Consider the following 13,600-nt stretch of genomic DNA (forward strand, 5'->3'; position numbering starts at 1 on the left):
GGCCCGAACGAATGGCAGCGGAGCGCACCGCTCCGGTACCCCGGAGGCACCGGTTTCCCCCTGCTGAAAGGAGCCGGTCATGTCCTCACCCATGTCCGCGAACCGCTTCCTCGACGCGCTGCGCGGCGAGGGTCTCGACGTCGTCGAGGTCGGCGACTGGCGCACCCACAACCGCAACCACAAGGGCCCATGGGGCCCCGTGCACGGCGTGATGATCCACCACACCGTCACCCGGGGCACCGCCAACACCGTCCGCATCTGCCGGGACGGCTACGCGTCCCTGCCCGGACCGCTCTGCCACGGCGTGATCGCCAAGGACGGCAGCGTCCACCTGGTCGGCTACGGCAGGGCCAACCACGCCGGTCTCGGCGACGACGAGGTGCTGCGGGCGGTCATCGCCGAGAAGGGCCTCCCGCCGGACAACGAGGCCACCACCGACGGCAACCGGCACTTCTACGGCTTCGAGTGCGAGAACCTCGGCGACGGGGTGGACCCGTGGCCCAAGGTCCAGCTGGACGCCATCGCCAAGGCCGCGGCGGCCGTCTGCCGGGTGCACGGCTGGACCCAGCGCTCGGTGATCGGGCACCTGGAGTGGCAGCCGGGCAAGGTCGATCCGCGCGGCTTCACCATGGCGTCGATGCGCGAGCGGATCGCCGAGAGGCTGCGCTGACCCGCCGCCCGGGGCACGTCCCCGGGCCGTCCGGGGCCGTCCGGGAGAATGGCCGGGTGAACGCGCCCGACCTCGAACGCCTGCGGCCCCGGCTCCCCTCCCCCCTGGAGCCGGTCGAGGACGAGCGCTTCGCCCGGCACGGCCTGACGCTGCTGCTCAAGCGCGACGACCTGATCCACCCGGACCTGCCGGGCAACAAGTGGCGCAAGCTGGCGCTCAACCTCCGCGCGGCCGAAGGCCGCCCGGTGCTCACCTTCGGCGGCGCGTACTCCAACCACCTGCGCGCGACCGCCGCCGCGGGCCGGCTGCTCGGCTTCCCGACGATCGGCGTCGTGCGCGGCGACGAGCTGGCCGGCCGGCCGCTGAACCCCTCGCTCGCGCGGTGCGCGGCGGACGGGATGCGCCTGCTGTTCGTGGACCGCGCCGCGTACCGCGCCAAGCACGAGCCCGCCGTCCTGGCCGGGCTCCTGGAGCGGGCCCCCGGGGCGCCGGGGGACGTGTACGTGGTGCCCGAGGGCGGCAGCAACGCGCTCGCCGTCGAGGGCTGCGCGGAGCTCGGCCGCGAGCTGGCGGGCGGGGCCGACGTGGCCGCGGTCGCCTGCGGGACGGGCGGCACCCTGGCCGGTCTGGCGGCCGGCTTCCCCGGCCCGGTGCTGGGCGTCCCGGTCCTCCGGGGCGGCTTCCTCGGAGGGGAGGTGCGCGCCCTCCAGGAGGCGGCGTTCGGCGGCCCGCGCGGCGACTGGCGGCTGGACGAGCGCTTCCACTGCGGGGGCTACGCCCGGACCACCCCGGAGCTCGACGCCTTCGCGGACGCCTTCGGGGCGCGGCATGGACTCGCCATCGAGCGGCTGTATGTCGCCAAATTGCTCCACGGACTCGTCACCCTCGCCGAGGAGGGCGCCTTCGCCCCCGGCACCCGGATCGCGGCCGTGGTCACCGGCTCCCCGGAGCCTCAGGCGGACTCCTCCCGGTAGGCCGCGGCCTCCTCCAGGTCGAGCCGGCGCAGCAGGGTGCGCATCATCTCGTCGTCGATGCGGCGGGCGTCGCGCAGCTGTACGAACACCTCGCGCTCGGCGTCGATCATCTCGCGGGCCAGTCGGCGGTAGGTGTCGTCGGCGGTCTCGCCGGTGAGCTCGTTGACGGCGCCGAGCCGCTCCCAGACGGCGTTGCGGCGCCGTTCCAGGACGGTGCGGAGCCGGTCGGCGAGGGGCGGCGGAAGGGTGTTGGCCGGATCGGCGAGGAGCGCGTCGAGCCGCTCCTCCGCGGCCTGCGAGGCCTCGCTCTGGGCCTGCGCCTCGGCGAGGGTCTCCTGGTAGCGGTCGCGTCCGGGCAGCTTCAGGACGCGGATGAGCGGCGGCAGGGTGAGGCCCTGGACGACGAGGGTGCCGATCACGGTGGTGAAGGTGAGGAAGAGGACCAGGTTGCGGGCCGGGAACTCGACCCCGTCGGTGACGACCGGGATGGAGAAGGCGATGGCGAGCGAGACGACCCCGCGCATGCCGGCCCAGCCGACGACCAGCGGCGCCCGCCAGTCCACCTCGGGTTCCCGTTCCCGGATGCGCGCGGACGTCCAGCGGGGCAGGAAGGTCGCGGGGTAGACCCAGACGAAGCGGACGACGACCACGGCCACGAAGACGCCGGCCGCGTACCAGGCCGCCTCCCCGATGCCGTACGGGCCGAGGCCCTGGACGACGTACGGCAGCTGGAGGCCGATCAGCGCGAAGACGGCGGACTCCAGGACGAAGGCGACCATCTTCCAGACCGCCTCCTCCTGGAGCCGGGTGGCGAAGTCGACCTTCCAGTTCTTGTGCCCGAGGAAGAGGCCGACCACGACGACGGCGAGCACCCCGGAGGCCCCGACCTCCTCGGCGGCGGCGTAGGCGATGAAGGGGATCAGCAGCGAGAGGGTGTTCTGCAGCAGGGCCTCGCGCAGGTGGGTGCGGAGCCAGTGGATGGGGACCATCAGGATCAGTCCGACGCCGATGCCGCCGACCGCGGCGAGCATGAACTCGCCGAAGCCGCCCGCCCAGCTGATGCCCTCCCCCACGGCCGCGGCGAGCGCGACCTTGTACGCGGTGATGGCGGTGGCGTCGTTCACCAGGGACTCGCCCTGGAGGATCGTGGTGATCCGGTTCGGCAGGCCGAGCCTGCGGGCGATGGCGGTGGCGGCGACGGCGTCCGGCGGGGCGACGACCGCGCCGAGGACGAGCGCCGCGGTCAGCGGCAGGTCGGGCACGAGGACGTACGCGAGCCAGCCGACCGCGACCGTCGCGAAGAGCACGTAGCCGACGGAGAGCAGGGCGACCGGCCGGATGTTGGCCCTCAGGTCGAGGTACGAGGACTCGACGGCGGCCGTGTAGAGCAGCGGCGGCAGGATCAGCGGCAGCACGATGTGCGGGTCGAGGGTGTAGTCCGGCACCCCGGGCAGATAGGACGCGACGAGGCCGACGGCGACGAGGAGCAGCGGTGCGGGCACCGGGGTGCGCCGGGCGAACCCCGCCACCGCGGCGCTCGCCGCGACCAGTGCCACCAGCTGCAGTGCGTCCATGCCAGGTCCCGTCCGTGCGCTTGCGTCACTCCCGCTGTGTCACTCCCGCCACAACGTAACCTGGCCATCATGAGCGAGTGCCCGCACGTTGCCGAAATGCCGCGCCCCGAACCGGCGCCGCTGCACGCCACCTGTCCGGAGTGCCTGGCCGACGGCACCCATCCCGTCCAGCTGCGGCTCTGCCTCAGCTGCGGGCACGTGGGCTGCTGCGACTCCTCGCTGGGGCGGCACGCGACGGCGCACTTCACCGCGACCGGACACCCGGTGATGCGGACCTTCGAGCCGAACGAGCGCTGGCGCTGGTGCTTCGTGGACGGTTCGATCGTCTGACGGCTGGGTACGTCACCCCTCCGCGGGTTCTCCGCGGCCGCCGGGCGGGGGCCGGTACTCCGGGCCCCCGGCGACACGGCGGGACGGATCGCGATAGCGTCTCGGCGGACTGCGCAACCCACTGCGTACCGCCTGGTTCGGGGGGTTCTTCCCCGGACCCCGAAAGAGCTTGTGCCACCTTGGAGGTGAGGGTGTCCCAGATCGCAGGCGAGCCCGGGACCCAGGACTTCGTGGAAGTCCGGCTGCCCGCTGCGGGTGCCTACCTGTCCGTGCTGCGTACGGCCACGGCCGGTCTCGCGGCGCGTTTGGACTTCACCCTCGACGAGATCGAGGACCTGCGCATCGCCGTCGACGAGGCGTGCGCGATCCTGCTCCAGCAGGCCGTGCCGGGATCGGTGCTCAGCTGTGTCTTCCGGCTGGTCGACGACTCCCTCGACGTCACGGTCTCGGCCCCGACGACGGACGGCCGGGCCCCGGAGCGGGACACCTTCGCCTGGACGGTGCTCTCGGCACTGGCCGGCAAGGTGGAGTCGTCCGTGGCGGAGGACCGTACGGTCTCCATCAGCCTGTACAAACAGCGCGGCGCGGGGCCAGGCCCGGCGTGAGGCGCGGGGACGCGACGGCCGGCATCCCTGAGCAGCAGGCACGGCCGCATCCGGATGCCGAGGCCGGGTCGGTCTCGGTCGAGACTGGAGTCGAGGTCGCTACGGATCACGCGGAGCAGGCGGACCAGATGAGCGAGCAGGACCAGCACAACGAGGCTCCGGGCATCCCGGAGGCTGCCGGGGGCCAGGAGGCTCCCGGGCCGCAGGCGACGTCCGCGCCCGCCGGGGCCGCGGAGCCTTCGGAGGGTGCGGAGGCTTCCGCGGCCTCCGACGCCCAGGAGGGCGCCGGGGCCTCCGACGTCCCGGAGCCCCCGGCGACCCCCGATCCGCACGACCGCAGCGGGGCCCGGGCGCTCTTCATCGAGCTGCGCGCCCTGCCGGAGGGCTCCGCGGAGAAGGCCGCGCTGCGCGACCGGCTGGTGCGGATGCACCTGCCGCTGGTGGAGCACCTGGCCCGCCGCTTCCGCAACCGCGGCGAGCCGCTGGACGACCTGACCCAGGTCGCGACGATCGGCCTGATCAAGTCGGTGGACCGGTTCGACCCGGACCGGGGCGTGGAGTTCTCCACGTACGCGACGCCCACGGTGGTCGGCGAGATCAAGCGCCACTTCCGTGACAAGGGCTGGGCGGTACGGGTCCCCCGGCGCCTCCAGGAGCTGCGGCTCTCCCTGACGACGGCGACCGCGGAGCTCTCGCAGCAGCACGGAAGGTCACCGACCGTGCACGAGCTCGCGGAACGGCTCGGGATCTCGGAGGAGGAGGTCCTGGAGGGCCTGGAGTCGGCCAACGCCTACTCGACGCTCTCCCTGGACGTGCCGGACACGGACGACGAGTCGCCCGCGGTCGCGGACACGCTGGGCGCGGAGGACGAGGCGCTGGAGGGGGTCGAGTACCGGGAGTCGCTCAAGCCGCTCCTGGAGGACCTGCCGCCGCGCGAGAAGCGGATCCTGCTGCTGCGCTTCTTCGGGAACATGACCCAGTCGCAGATCGCGCAGGAGGTCGGCATCTCGCAGATGCACGTCTCCCGGCTGCTCGCCCGGACGCTGGCGCAGCTGCGGGAGAAGCTGCTGGTCGAGGAGTGACCCCGTGACGCCGTGACGCCGTGACTCCGTGACCGCCTGTCCGGTGCCCCCCGGGTGCGGTGACCCCCGGTCCGGTGCCCCCCGGTGCGGTGACCGGCCAGGGCCCGGACCTACCGGGACCTACCCGGACCTACCGGGCCGGGTCCTGGCCGGGGCGCCGGATGCCGAGTGCCTCGGTCGTGGACGGGCTCACCAGCAGGACGAGCCCGGTCACGGCGAGCACGGCGAGCGCGATGCCGGCCGGGATCATGACGCTGTTCGCCTGGAGCAGCTGCCAGGCGACCGGCAGCGCGAGGACCTGGGTGATGACCGCGGGGCCCCGGGCCCAGGAGCGGCGCAGCCACAGACCGCGGGCGGCGGCGAGCGGGATGAGGCCGAGGGCGACCAGGGTCGCCGCGCCCATGACGGCCGAGACGAGGTCGTCGGGTCCGTCGGCCAGGACGCTCACCAGCATGTAGAGGCCGCCGGCCACGAGGGCGAGGCCCTCGACGCCGGCCACCGCGGCGGCGGCGGTGAGGCGCCCGGGACGCGGGCTCCGCTCCGTACCGCTCATGTCTGCACTCTCGGGGCTCTCGGGGCTCTCGGCACTGCTCATGCAGGCAGGGTAGCCGGGGCCCGGGGGAAGCGGCGGGCACGGGCCGGGCTGGGCCCGGGTACCGCCGGGTAGGTACCCTGGCGACCATGCGCGCGCTTCTCGTGGTCAACCCGGCAGCCACCACCACCAGTGCCCGCACACGGGACGTGCTGATCCACGCGCTGGCCAGCGAGATGAAGCTGGAGGCGATCACGACCGAGTACCGCGGCCACGCCCGTGACCTGGGGCGCAGGGCCGCCGACTCGGACGACATCGACCTGGTGGTGGCGCTCGGCGGCGACGGCACGGTCAACGAGGTGGTCAACGGGCTGCTGCACGCGGGGCCCGATCCGGACCGGCTCCCGGGGCTCGCGGTGGTGCCGGGCGGCTCGACCAATGTGTTCGCCCGGGCGCTCGGACTGCCGAACGACGCCGTGGAGGCGACCGGGGCGCTGCTCGACGCGCTGCGTGAGCGGCGGGCACGGACGGTGAGCCTGGGGCTCGCGTCCGGTACGCCGGGCACGGACGACGAGGCGGTGCCCGAACGCTGGTTCACGTTCTGTGCCGGCTTCGGTTTCGACGCGAGCGTGATCGGCCGGGTCGAACAGCAGCGGGAGCGCGGCAAGCGTTCGACGCACGCGCTCTATCTGCGTCAGGTGGTGCGCCAGTTCCTGGGCGAGCAGAACCGGCGGCACGGGACGATCACGCTGGAGCGGCCGGGTGAGGATCCTGTGGAGGATCTCGTCCTCTCCATAATCTGCAACACCTCTCCCTGGACCTACCTGGGGAATCGTCCGGTGTACGCGTCGCCCGAGGCGTCCTTCGAAACCGCCCTCGACGTGCTCGGACTGAGCCGCCTCTCGGCTCCCTCGGTGGCCCGGTACGCCACTCAGCTGCTCACTTCGACCCCCGAGCGGGGGCCGCACGGCAAGCATGCGTTGACCCTGCACGATCTGACCGACTTCACCTTGCATTCGAAGGTGCCCCTGCCGCTCCAGATGGACGGAGACCACCTGGGGCTGCGTACGAGCGTGACGTTCACAGGCGTTCGCCGTGCACTGCGTGTGATTGTGTGACCGGAAGGGTCGAAAGTCCTTCTACTCGAACGTTTAGGCTGCCATCCACCCCCTAGAAGTACGGCTGTGACGGAGCCGACACCGAGGAATCAAAAAAAACTTTCCAGAAGGGGTTGTATCCGCTGCCGAGGTTTGCGAGTCTCTTCTTGGCGATCGGGACGGCCCGCAACACCGGCCTCCACTGAGAGCCAGAACCCCTCCTCAAACTCTGGACCACGCCAGTTCACCTGGCAGTCGGCCCTTCCCTTGCGGGGGGATTCGTGAAAGCGTTCACATTCACAAGCAACTTGCACGTAATAACCAAGAGAGGTAGCAGCCATGGACTGGCGTCACAACGCCGTTTGTCGTGAGGAAGACCCCGAGCTGTTCTTCCCCATCGGCAACACCGGTCCTGCGCTGCTGCAGATCGAGGAAGCCAAGGCCGTCTGCCGCCGCTGCCCCGTCATGGAGCAGTGCCTGCAGTGGGCGCTCGAGTCCGGCCAGGACTCCGGCGTCTGGGGTGGCCTCAGCGAGGACGAGCGCCGCGCGATGAAGCGCCGCGCCGCCCGCAACCGGGCGCGCAACGCCAGCGCCTGAGCCACCTGTGACAGCCTGAGGCACGCGGCGCGTACACCGTGTACGCAATCACCGCCCCCGAGCCGCAGCGCGCAGCAGTAACCCACAGCATTCGAGCCCCGGACCGAGTTCCTTCGGTCCGGGGCTCGCTGCTGTGCTCCGGGAGTTGAGAGCCGGATCCTGTGATCCGGCTCTCAACTCCCCGCGTACGGGGCTTACTTCTGGGGCTGTACGGGGATGTCGAGCACCACGCGGGTGCCGCGCTCGGAGCCCGGCTGCATGTCGAAGCTGCCGCCGAGCTCGCCCTCGACCAGGGTCCGCACGATCTGCAGACCGAGGTTGCCGGCCCGCTGCGGGTCGAAGCCCTCGGGCAGACCGCGCCCGTCGTCCTTGACCGTGATCAGCAGGCGGGCGTCGGCGCGGGGCTCGCCGCGGACGGCGGTGACCTCGACCGTGCCCTGCTCCCCCGGCGCGAAGGCGTGTTCCAGGGCGTTCTGCAGGATCTCGGTCAGGACCATGGAGAGCGGGGTGGCGACCTCGGCGTCGAGGATGCCGAAGCGGCCGTTGCGCCGGCAGGTCACCTTGCCCGGGGAGATCTCGGCGACCATCGCGATCACCCGGTCCGCGATCTCGTCGAACTCGACCCGCTCGTCCAGGTTCTGGGACAGCGTCTCATGGACGATGGCGATCGAACCGACGCGCCGCACGGCCTCGTTGAGGGCCTCACGGCCTCCCTCGGAGTCCATCCGGCGGGCCTGGAGGCGCAACAGGGCGGCCACCGTCTGGAGGTTGTTCTTCACCCGGTGGTGGATCTCCCGGATGGTGGCGTCCTTGGTGATCAACTCGCGCTCGCGGCGGCGCAGTTCGGTGACGTCCCGGAGCAGCACCAGGGAACCGATGCGGGTGCCCTTGGGCTTGAGCGGGATCGCCCGCAGCTGGATCACCCCGCCGTTGCCCTCGACCTCGAACTCGCGCGGGGCGTAGCCGCTGGCCATGGTGGCCAGGGCCTCGTCGACCGGACCGCGGGAGGGGGCGAGTTCGGCGGTGATCTGGCCGAGGTGCTGGCCGGTGAGGTCGGCGGCGAGGCCGAGCCGGTGGTACGCGGAGAGGGCGTTGGGCGAGGCGTACTGGACGACGCCGTCGGCGTCGAGCCGCATCAGTCCGTCGCCGGCTCGCGGCGAGGAGTCCATGTCGACCTGCTCGCCGGGGAACGGGAAGGTGCCCGCGGCGATCATCTGGGCCAGGTCGGAGGCGGACTGGAGATAGGTGAGCTCCAGCCGGGACGGGGTCCGGACGGTGAGCAGGTTGGTGTTGCGGGCGATGACGCCGAGGACGCGGCCCTCGCGGCGCACCGGGATCGACTCGACCCGGACCGGGACCTCCTCGCGCCACTCCGGGTCGCCCTCGCGCACGATCCGGCCCTCGTCGAGGGCGGCGTCCAGGAGCGGGCGGCGGCCGCGCGGGACCAGGTGGCCGACCATGTCGTCCTGGTAGGAGGTGGGCCCGGTGTTGGGCCGCATCTGGGCGACGGAGACGTACCGGGTGCCGTCCAGGGTGGGGACCCACAGGACGAGGTCGGCGAAGGAGAGGTCGGAGAGCAGCTGCCACTCCGACACCAGCGTGTGGAGCCAGTCGAGGTCGGACTCGCTCAGAGCGGTGTGCTGGCGGACGAGGTCGTTCATGGAGGGCACGTGTGCGAGCGTACCCGCGGAATTACAGGGCGGTGAACCTGGATCTCCGGGCCTCCGTGTTGGAGGATGGGCCCGGAAGGACCTGGTTCCTATGGATGGACAGACGAGAATGGTCTAGTCCACAATGCTTCACAAGGAGCCTCCACTCTCCCCGCACAGGAGGGTGGACGAGGTACCCGGCGCTCTCTGCCCTGACTGCGCCGAGACCTCCCATAACGGCCGAGGGCACCGCACACCCACGGCCGAGCAACTCCGGGCTGCGGTGCCGGACGGGTTGAGGGTCCCGTCAGGCGCCGCGGCCCGCGGGTGTTTCCGGGGCCCGTGAGCCCCTTCCGGCGGGGACGCCTCGCGCGTGTCGCCCTCCCCGTGCGGGTCGCGCCCCGCACGCGTCGCGCCCCCGCACGCGTCGCGCTACGGCCAGGCCAGCATCGCCGTCTCGGCCAGCGCTTCCAGCTCCTCCCGGCTCGCGCCGTCGCGGGCCTGCTGGGACATGCCCTGGAGGACGGCGCCGCTGAAGCGGGCGAGGGCCCGGGGGTCGGCGTCCGCGGGGAGCTCGCCGCTCTCCACGTCCCGGCGGATCCGCGCCTCGAACGCCGCGACGTTGGCCGTGCGCCGCTCGCGCAGGGCCTCCTCGACCTCGGGGGTCGAGCAGTTGACCGCGGCGGAGATCATCAGGCAGCCCCGCGGGTGGGCCGGGTCCGTGTACTCCCCCGCCGCCTCCCTGAGCATCCGGCCGATCGCGGCGCGCGCGGTCGGCTCCTCCGCGAAGGCGCGGCCGCCGAAGGCCCCGTACGAGCGCGCGTACTCCTCGACGACCTCCTCGAAGAGGGTCTTCTTGTCCCCGAAGGCCGCGTAGAGGCTGGGGGCGCTGATGCCCATCGCCCGGGTGAGGTCGGAGACGGAGGTCGTCTCGTACCCGTGCTCCCAGAAGGCCATCGTGGCCTGCTCCAGCGCCGTCGGGCGGTCGAAGGAACGGGGCCGGCCGCGCTGTTTCGAGGTCATGGCGTTAATTCTATAGCGGACGCTACGGAAGGTGGTACGGTTCTTTTCGTAACGACCGCTACACAAGTGAGGGGGGCGTCGTCATGGGCGTGCTCAAGGGGAAGACGGCACTGGTCACGGGCGGCAGCAGGGGCATCGGGCGGGCCGTCGCCGAGCGCCTGGGGCGGGACGGGGCGCGGGTCGCCGTGCACTACGGGAGCAACGAGGCGGCGGCCAAGGAGACGGTCGAGGCCATCCGGGCCGCGGGCGGCGAGGCCTTCGCGATCGGGCAGGAGCTGGGCGTCCCGGGGGACGCGGCGGCGCTGTGGGCCGCGTTCGACGCGGCCGTCGGCGAGGACCGCGGCCTGGACATCCTGGTGAACAACGCGGGGATCGGCGCCTCGGCGCCCTTCGCCTCGATCGGCGAGGAGGAGTACGAGCGGATCTTCGCGGTCAACACCAAGGCGCCGTTCTTCCTGGCCCAGCTGGGCGCGGAGCGGCTGCGCGACGGCGGCCGGATCGTGAACGTGTCGACGGGCCTCTCGCACGCGGCGGTGATGCCGGAGCTGATCGCGTACGCGATGTCGAAGAGCGCGCTCGACGCGTTCACCCGCTATCTGTCGAAGGTGCTGGGCCCGCGCGGGATCACGGTCAACGCGGTGGCGCCGGGCATCGTCGACACGGACATCAACGCCGGCTGGCTCCGGGGGAACGAGGAGGCCTGGGCGGGGGCGGCGGCGATGTCGGCCCTGGGGAAGGTCGGCGAGCCGGCGGACATAGCCGACGTGGTGGCCTTCCTGGCCTCCCACGACGGGCGCTGGGTGACGGGGCAGTGGATCGACGCGACGGGAGGCTCCCTGGCCTGACCCTCGTAGCGGCCCCCTGGGGCCGGAGTGCTCCGAGTGGCTGGCGGGGCCGGTGCGTCCGACGATGGGTGGGACGGGCCGCGGACGGACCCCCGGGGGCCCGTCCGCAGGCCGGAAGGGCATGGGCGGACGGCCTCGGCTCTGCTAGATTTGGGCTTAGATTGGTCTATACCACACAGGCTCCTTTCCAGCCCCTCACCAGATCGGCAGGCACAGCGTGGAAGTTGTCATCGTCAAGGACGCCAAGGCGGGCGGCGAGCTCATCGCGGACGGCATCGCCGACCTCCTGCGCCGCAAGCCGGACGCGCTGCTCGGCGTGGCCACCGGATCGACCCCGCTGCCCATCTACGACGCCCTGACCGCCAAGGTCGCGGCCGGCTCCGTGGACGCCTCCCGGGCCCGCATCGCCCAGCTGGACGAGTACGTGGGGCTGCCCGCCGGGCACCCCGAGTCCTACCGGTCCACGGTGCTGCGCCAGGTCGTCGAGCCGCTCGGCCTGTCCCAGGACGCCTTCATGGGCCCCGACGGCTCCGCCGAGGACGTCCTGGCGGCCTGCGAGGCCTACGACCGGGCCCTCACCGCGGCCGGCGGCGTCGACCTCCAGATCCTCGGCATCGGCACCGACGGGCACATCGGCTTCAACGAGCCCTGCTCCTCGCTCGCCTCCCGCACCCGGATCAAGACCCTCACCGAGCAGACCCGGGTCGACAACGCGCGCTTCTTCGACGACGACATCGACCAGGTGCCGCACCACGTCATCACCCAGGGCATCGGCACCATCCTGGAGGCCCGCCACCTGGTGCTGCTGGCCACCGGCGAGGGCAAGGCCGAGGCCGTGGCGCAGACGGTCGAGGGCCCGGTCGCCGCGCTCGTGCCGGCCTCCGCGCTCCAGCTGCACCCGCACGCGACCGTGGTCGTGGACGAGGCCGCCGCCTCCAAGCTGAAGCTGGCCGACTACTTCCGCCACACCTTCGCGAACAAGCCGGCCTGGCAGGGCATCTAGTCCCGCCGCCGCACCGGCCCGCACGCGCGAAGGGGGCCCGGCACCTGATCCCAGGTGCCGGGCCCCCTCGCGTACCGTCGTGTGCCGCCTGCCTAACGGCCCACGACGGCCTCCGCCGCGGCGCGACCGCAGACGCGGGCGGCACCGTGCGTGGCGATGTGCAGGGCCCCGCGGGGCTCCGACTCGTTCAGGCCCATCTCGACCACCACCGTGTCCGGGCGGGCGGCGAGCAGGGCGTCCAGGGCCTTCGCCATCCACGGGTGCCGGTGGGCGTCCCGGACGACCGCGACCACCCGCCGCTCCCCCGCGGCGGCGAGGACCTCGTCCAGGGAGGCGTCGGCCCCGTAGGAGCCGGTCGCGGTGCCCGGGAGCAGCCGCTCCAGCTCGGCGGCGATGCCCCACGGGGTCTCGTCGCCGACCGCGAAGTTGGCGACGGGCGTGAAGGCGGCGACGTACGGAGCGCTGCTGACCGGCTCGTACGGCCGCTCCCCCGGGGTCAGCCGCAGCGCCCTGCGGGCGGCGACGAGACCCACGTCGGTGCCGGGCGCGGTCCCCTCCTGCACTGCCGCGCCCGGCCCCGATCCAGCCCCCCGAGCCCGGTGCGCCTGGGTCCAGGCCGCCAGGGCGCGCACGCGCGCCGCGGCGTCGGCCAGCCGCTCCTCGGGCAGTTCACCGGTCCGTACCGCGTTCACCAGCGCGTCGCGCAGGCGCAGTACGGTGTCCTCGTCGGCCAGCCCGCCGCCGACGCAGATGGCGTCGGCGCCCGCGGCGATCGCGAGGACGGATCCGCGCTCGATGCCGTACGTCGAGGAGATGGCCTGCATCTCCATGCCGTCGGTGACGATCAGTCCCTCGAAGCCCAGTTCCCTGCGGAGCAGACCGGTGAGGATCTGCGGGCTCAGGGTGGCCGGACGGTTCGGGTCGAGCGCGGAGAGCAGGATATGCGCGCTCATCACCGCTTTGGTACCCGCGGCGATGGCGGCGCGGAAAGGTACCAGCTCACGGGCGTGCAGTGTGGCGAGGTCCACATCGATGCGGGGCAGCGCGTGGTGCGAGTCCACGTTGGTGTCGCCGTGCCCCGGGAAGTGCTTGGTGCAGGCGGCGACGCCCACGGCCTGGAGGCCGTCGACGTAGGCCACGGTGTGCCGGGCGACCAGCTCGGGGTCGGCGCCGAAGGAGCGCACCCCGATGACCGGGTTGTCGGCGTTGGAGTTCACGTCGGCGGAGGGCGCCCAGTTGAGGTCCACCCCGCACTCGGCCAGCCGGCGGCCGAGCTCACGGGCCACGGCCCGGGTGAGCTCGACGTCGTCGACGCTGCCCAGCGCGTAGTTGCCGGGGAAGGAGGAACCCTGCTTCACCTCGAGGCGGGTGACGTCGCCGCCCTCCTCGTCGATGGCGACCAGGACGTCGTCCCGCTCGGCGCGCAGCTGCGCGGTGAGCGCGGCGAGCTGCTCCGGGGTGTCGATGTTGCGGCCGAAGAGGCCGACCGAGGAGAGCCCCTCGCCGATCCGGCGGAGCAGCCAGTCGGGGGCGGTGGTGCCGACGAAGCCGGGCTGGAGGACGGTGAGGGCGTCCCGGGTCAGGGTGTCCGAGCGGCTTACGAGAATGGTCATGGGGCG

At 72.6% G+C, this 13,600-nt stretch carries 14 protein-coding genes; 9 read left to right on the forward strand and 5 right to left on the reverse strand.

Features of this window, described 5'->3' with window-relative positions; all coding sequences use genetic code 11:
• Positions 1-79: 79 nt before the first annotated feature.
• On the forward strand, positions 80-670 hold the full coding sequence (locus ABD981_RS13810) for a peptidoglycan recognition protein family protein (RefSeq protein WP_046907325.1): 591 nt from the start codon (positions 80-82) through the stop codon (positions 668-670).
• 56 nt (positions 671-726) lie between these two features.
• Positions 727-1,644, forward strand: coding sequence for a 1-aminocyclopropane-1-carboxylate deaminase/D-cysteine desulfhydrase (locus tag ABD981_RS13815; protein WP_046907326.1), 918 nt, complete (start codon positions 727-729; stop codon positions 1,642-1,644).
• Here ABD981_RS13815 and ABD981_RS13820 read toward each other — a convergent pair.
• The gene (locus tag ABD981_RS13820) at positions 1,623-3,218 is read right to left on the reverse strand and encodes a Na+/H+ antiporter (RefSeq protein ID WP_046907327.1); all 1,596 of its coding nucleotides are present in this window, start codon (positions 3,216-3,218) and stop codon (positions 1,623-1,625) included. The genes ABD981_RS13815 and ABD981_RS13820 overlap by 22 nt on opposite strands.
• Before the next feature lie 69 nt (positions 3,219-3,287).
• Between ABD981_RS13820 and ABD981_RS13825 the strand changes: the two genes are divergently transcribed.
• The 3 genes from ABD981_RS13825 (at position 3,288) to ABD981_RS13835 (ending at position 5,235) form a co-directional block, all read left to right on the forward strand.
• On the forward strand, positions 3,288-3,548 hold the full coding sequence (locus ABD981_RS13825; RefSeq protein WP_046907328.1) for a UBP-type zinc finger domain-containing protein: 261 nt from the start codon (positions 3,288-3,290) through the stop codon (positions 3,546-3,548).
• 191 nt (positions 3,549-3,739) lie between these two features.
• Entirely contained in the window at positions 3,740-4,153 is a 414-nt protein-coding gene (locus ABD981_RS13830; protein WP_015036094.1) for an ATP-binding protein, read from the forward strand.
• Positions 4,154-4,281: 128 nt separating this feature from the next.
• Positions 4,282-5,235, forward strand: a complete 954-nt coding sequence (locus ABD981_RS13835) for an RNA polymerase sigma factor SigF (protein WP_382748411.1) — start codon at positions 4,282-4,284, stop codon at positions 5,233-5,235.
• A gap of 130 nt (positions 5,236-5,365) precedes the next feature.
• Here the strand turns inward: ABD981_RS13835 and ABD981_RS13840 are convergent, their stop codons facing one another.
• Positions 5,366-5,830: a hypothetical protein gene (locus ABD981_RS13840; RefSeq protein ID WP_046907330.1), complete on the reverse strand. Its 465-nt coding sequence runs from the start codon at positions 5,828-5,830 to the stop codon at positions 5,366-5,368.
• 86 nt (positions 5,831-5,916) lie between these two features.
• Here ABD981_RS13840 and ABD981_RS13845 point away from each other — a divergent pair, with 86 nt between their 5' ends.
• Positions 5,917-6,885 (forward strand): diacylglycerol/lipid kinase family protein, encoded by a 969-nt coding sequence (locus ABD981_RS13845; RefSeq protein ID WP_046907331.1) that lies wholly within the window; start codon positions 5,917-5,919, stop codon positions 6,883-6,885.
• A 318-nt stretch (positions 6,886-7,203) separates the two neighbouring features.
• Positions 7,204-7,461 carry a WhiB family transcriptional regulator gene (locus ABD981_RS13850; protein ID WP_003953983.1) on the forward strand — a complete coding sequence of 86 codons (258 nt, stop codon included), beginning with the start codon at positions 7,204-7,206 and terminating at the stop codon, positions 7,459-7,461.
• A 194-nt stretch (positions 7,462-7,655) separates the two neighbouring features.
• Here ABD981_RS13850 and ABD981_RS13855 read toward each other — a convergent pair whose 3' ends face one another.
• Positions 7,656-9,122 carry a sensor histidine kinase gene (locus tag ABD981_RS13855; protein WP_046907332.1) on the reverse strand — a complete coding sequence of 489 codons (1,467 nt, stop codon included), beginning with the start codon at positions 9,120-9,122 and terminating at the stop codon, positions 7,656-7,658.
• Between the two features lie 420 nt (positions 9,123-9,542).
• Positions 9,543-10,133 carry a TetR/AcrR family transcriptional regulator gene (locus tag ABD981_RS13860; protein ID WP_046907333.1) on the reverse strand — a complete coding sequence of 197 codons (591 nt, stop codon included), beginning with the start codon at positions 10,131-10,133 and terminating at the stop codon, positions 9,543-9,545.
• Positions 10,134-10,216: 83 nt separating this feature from the next.
• Here ABD981_RS13860 and ABD981_RS13865 point away from each other — a divergent pair, with 83 nt between their 5' ends.
• Positions 10,217-10,978 (forward strand): SDR family oxidoreductase, encoded by a 762-nt coding sequence (locus ABD981_RS13865; protein ID WP_046907334.1) that lies wholly within the window; start codon positions 10,217-10,219, stop codon positions 10,976-10,978.
• A gap of 217 nt (positions 10,979-11,195) precedes the next feature.
• A complete protein-coding gene (gene nagB, locus ABD981_RS13870; RefSeq protein WP_046907335.1) occupies positions 11,196-11,981 on the forward strand; it encodes a glucosamine-6-phosphate deaminase in 786 nt (261 codons plus the stop codon).
• A gap of 92 nt (positions 11,982-12,073) precedes the next feature.
• Here nagB and ABD981_RS13875 read toward each other — a convergent pair whose 3' ends face one another.
• Positions 12,074-13,594: a glycoside hydrolase family 3 protein gene (locus ABD981_RS13875; RefSeq protein ID WP_046907336.1), complete on the reverse strand. Its 1,521-nt coding sequence runs from the start codon at positions 13,592-13,594 to the stop codon at positions 12,074-12,076.
• Positions 13,595-13,600: the final 6 nt, after the last annotated feature.

This window comes from Streptomyces showdoensis (assembly GCF_039535475.1).
GTDB classification, from domain to species: domain Bacteria; phylum Actinomycetota; class Actinomycetes; order Streptomycetales; family Streptomycetaceae; genus Streptomyces; species Streptomyces showdoensis.

Coding starts and splice junctions, on each gene's coding strand:
- ABD981_RS13835 (WP_382748411.1), top strand. CDS start 4,282: ATGAGCGAGCAGGACCAGCACAACGAGGCTCCGGGCATCCCGGAGGCT.
- ABD981_RS13845 (WP_046907331.1), top strand. CDS start 5,917: ATGCGCGCGCTTCTCGTGGTCAACCCGGCAGCCACCACCACCAGTGCC.
- ABD981_RS13860 (WP_046907333.1), bottom strand. CDS start 10,133: ATGACCTCGAAACAGCGCGGCCGGCCCCGTTCCTTCGACCGCCCGACG.
- ABD981_RS13875 (WP_046907336.1), bottom strand. CDS start 13,594: ATGACCATTCTCGTAAGCCGCTCGGACACCCTGACCCGGGACGCCCTC.
- ABD981_RS13825 (WP_046907328.1), top strand. CDS start 3,288: ATGAGCGAGTGCCCGCACGTTGCCGAAATGCCGCGCCCCGAACCGGCG.
- ABD981_RS13865 (WP_046907334.1), top strand. CDS start 10,217: ATGGGCGTGCTCAAGGGGAAGACGGCACTGGTCACGGGCGGCAGCAGG.
- ABD981_RS13810 (WP_046907325.1), top strand. CDS start 80: ATGTCCTCACCCATGTCCGCGAACCGCTTCCTCGACGCGCTGCGCGGC.
- ABD981_RS13820 (WP_046907327.1), bottom strand. CDS start 3,218: ATGGACGCACTGCAGCTGGTGGCACTGGTCGCGGCGAGCGCCGCGGTG.
- ABD981_RS13855 (WP_046907332.1), bottom strand. CDS start 9,122: ATGAACGACCTCGTCCGCCAGCACACCGCTCTGAGCGAGTCCGACCTC.
- ABD981_RS13850 (WP_003953983.1), top strand. CDS start 7,204: ATGGACTGGCGTCACAACGCCGTTTGTCGTGAGGAAGACCCCGAGCTG.
- ABD981_RS13840 (WP_046907330.1), bottom strand. CDS start 5,830: ATGAGCAGTGCCGAGAGCCCCGAGAGCCCCGAGAGTGCAGACATGAGC.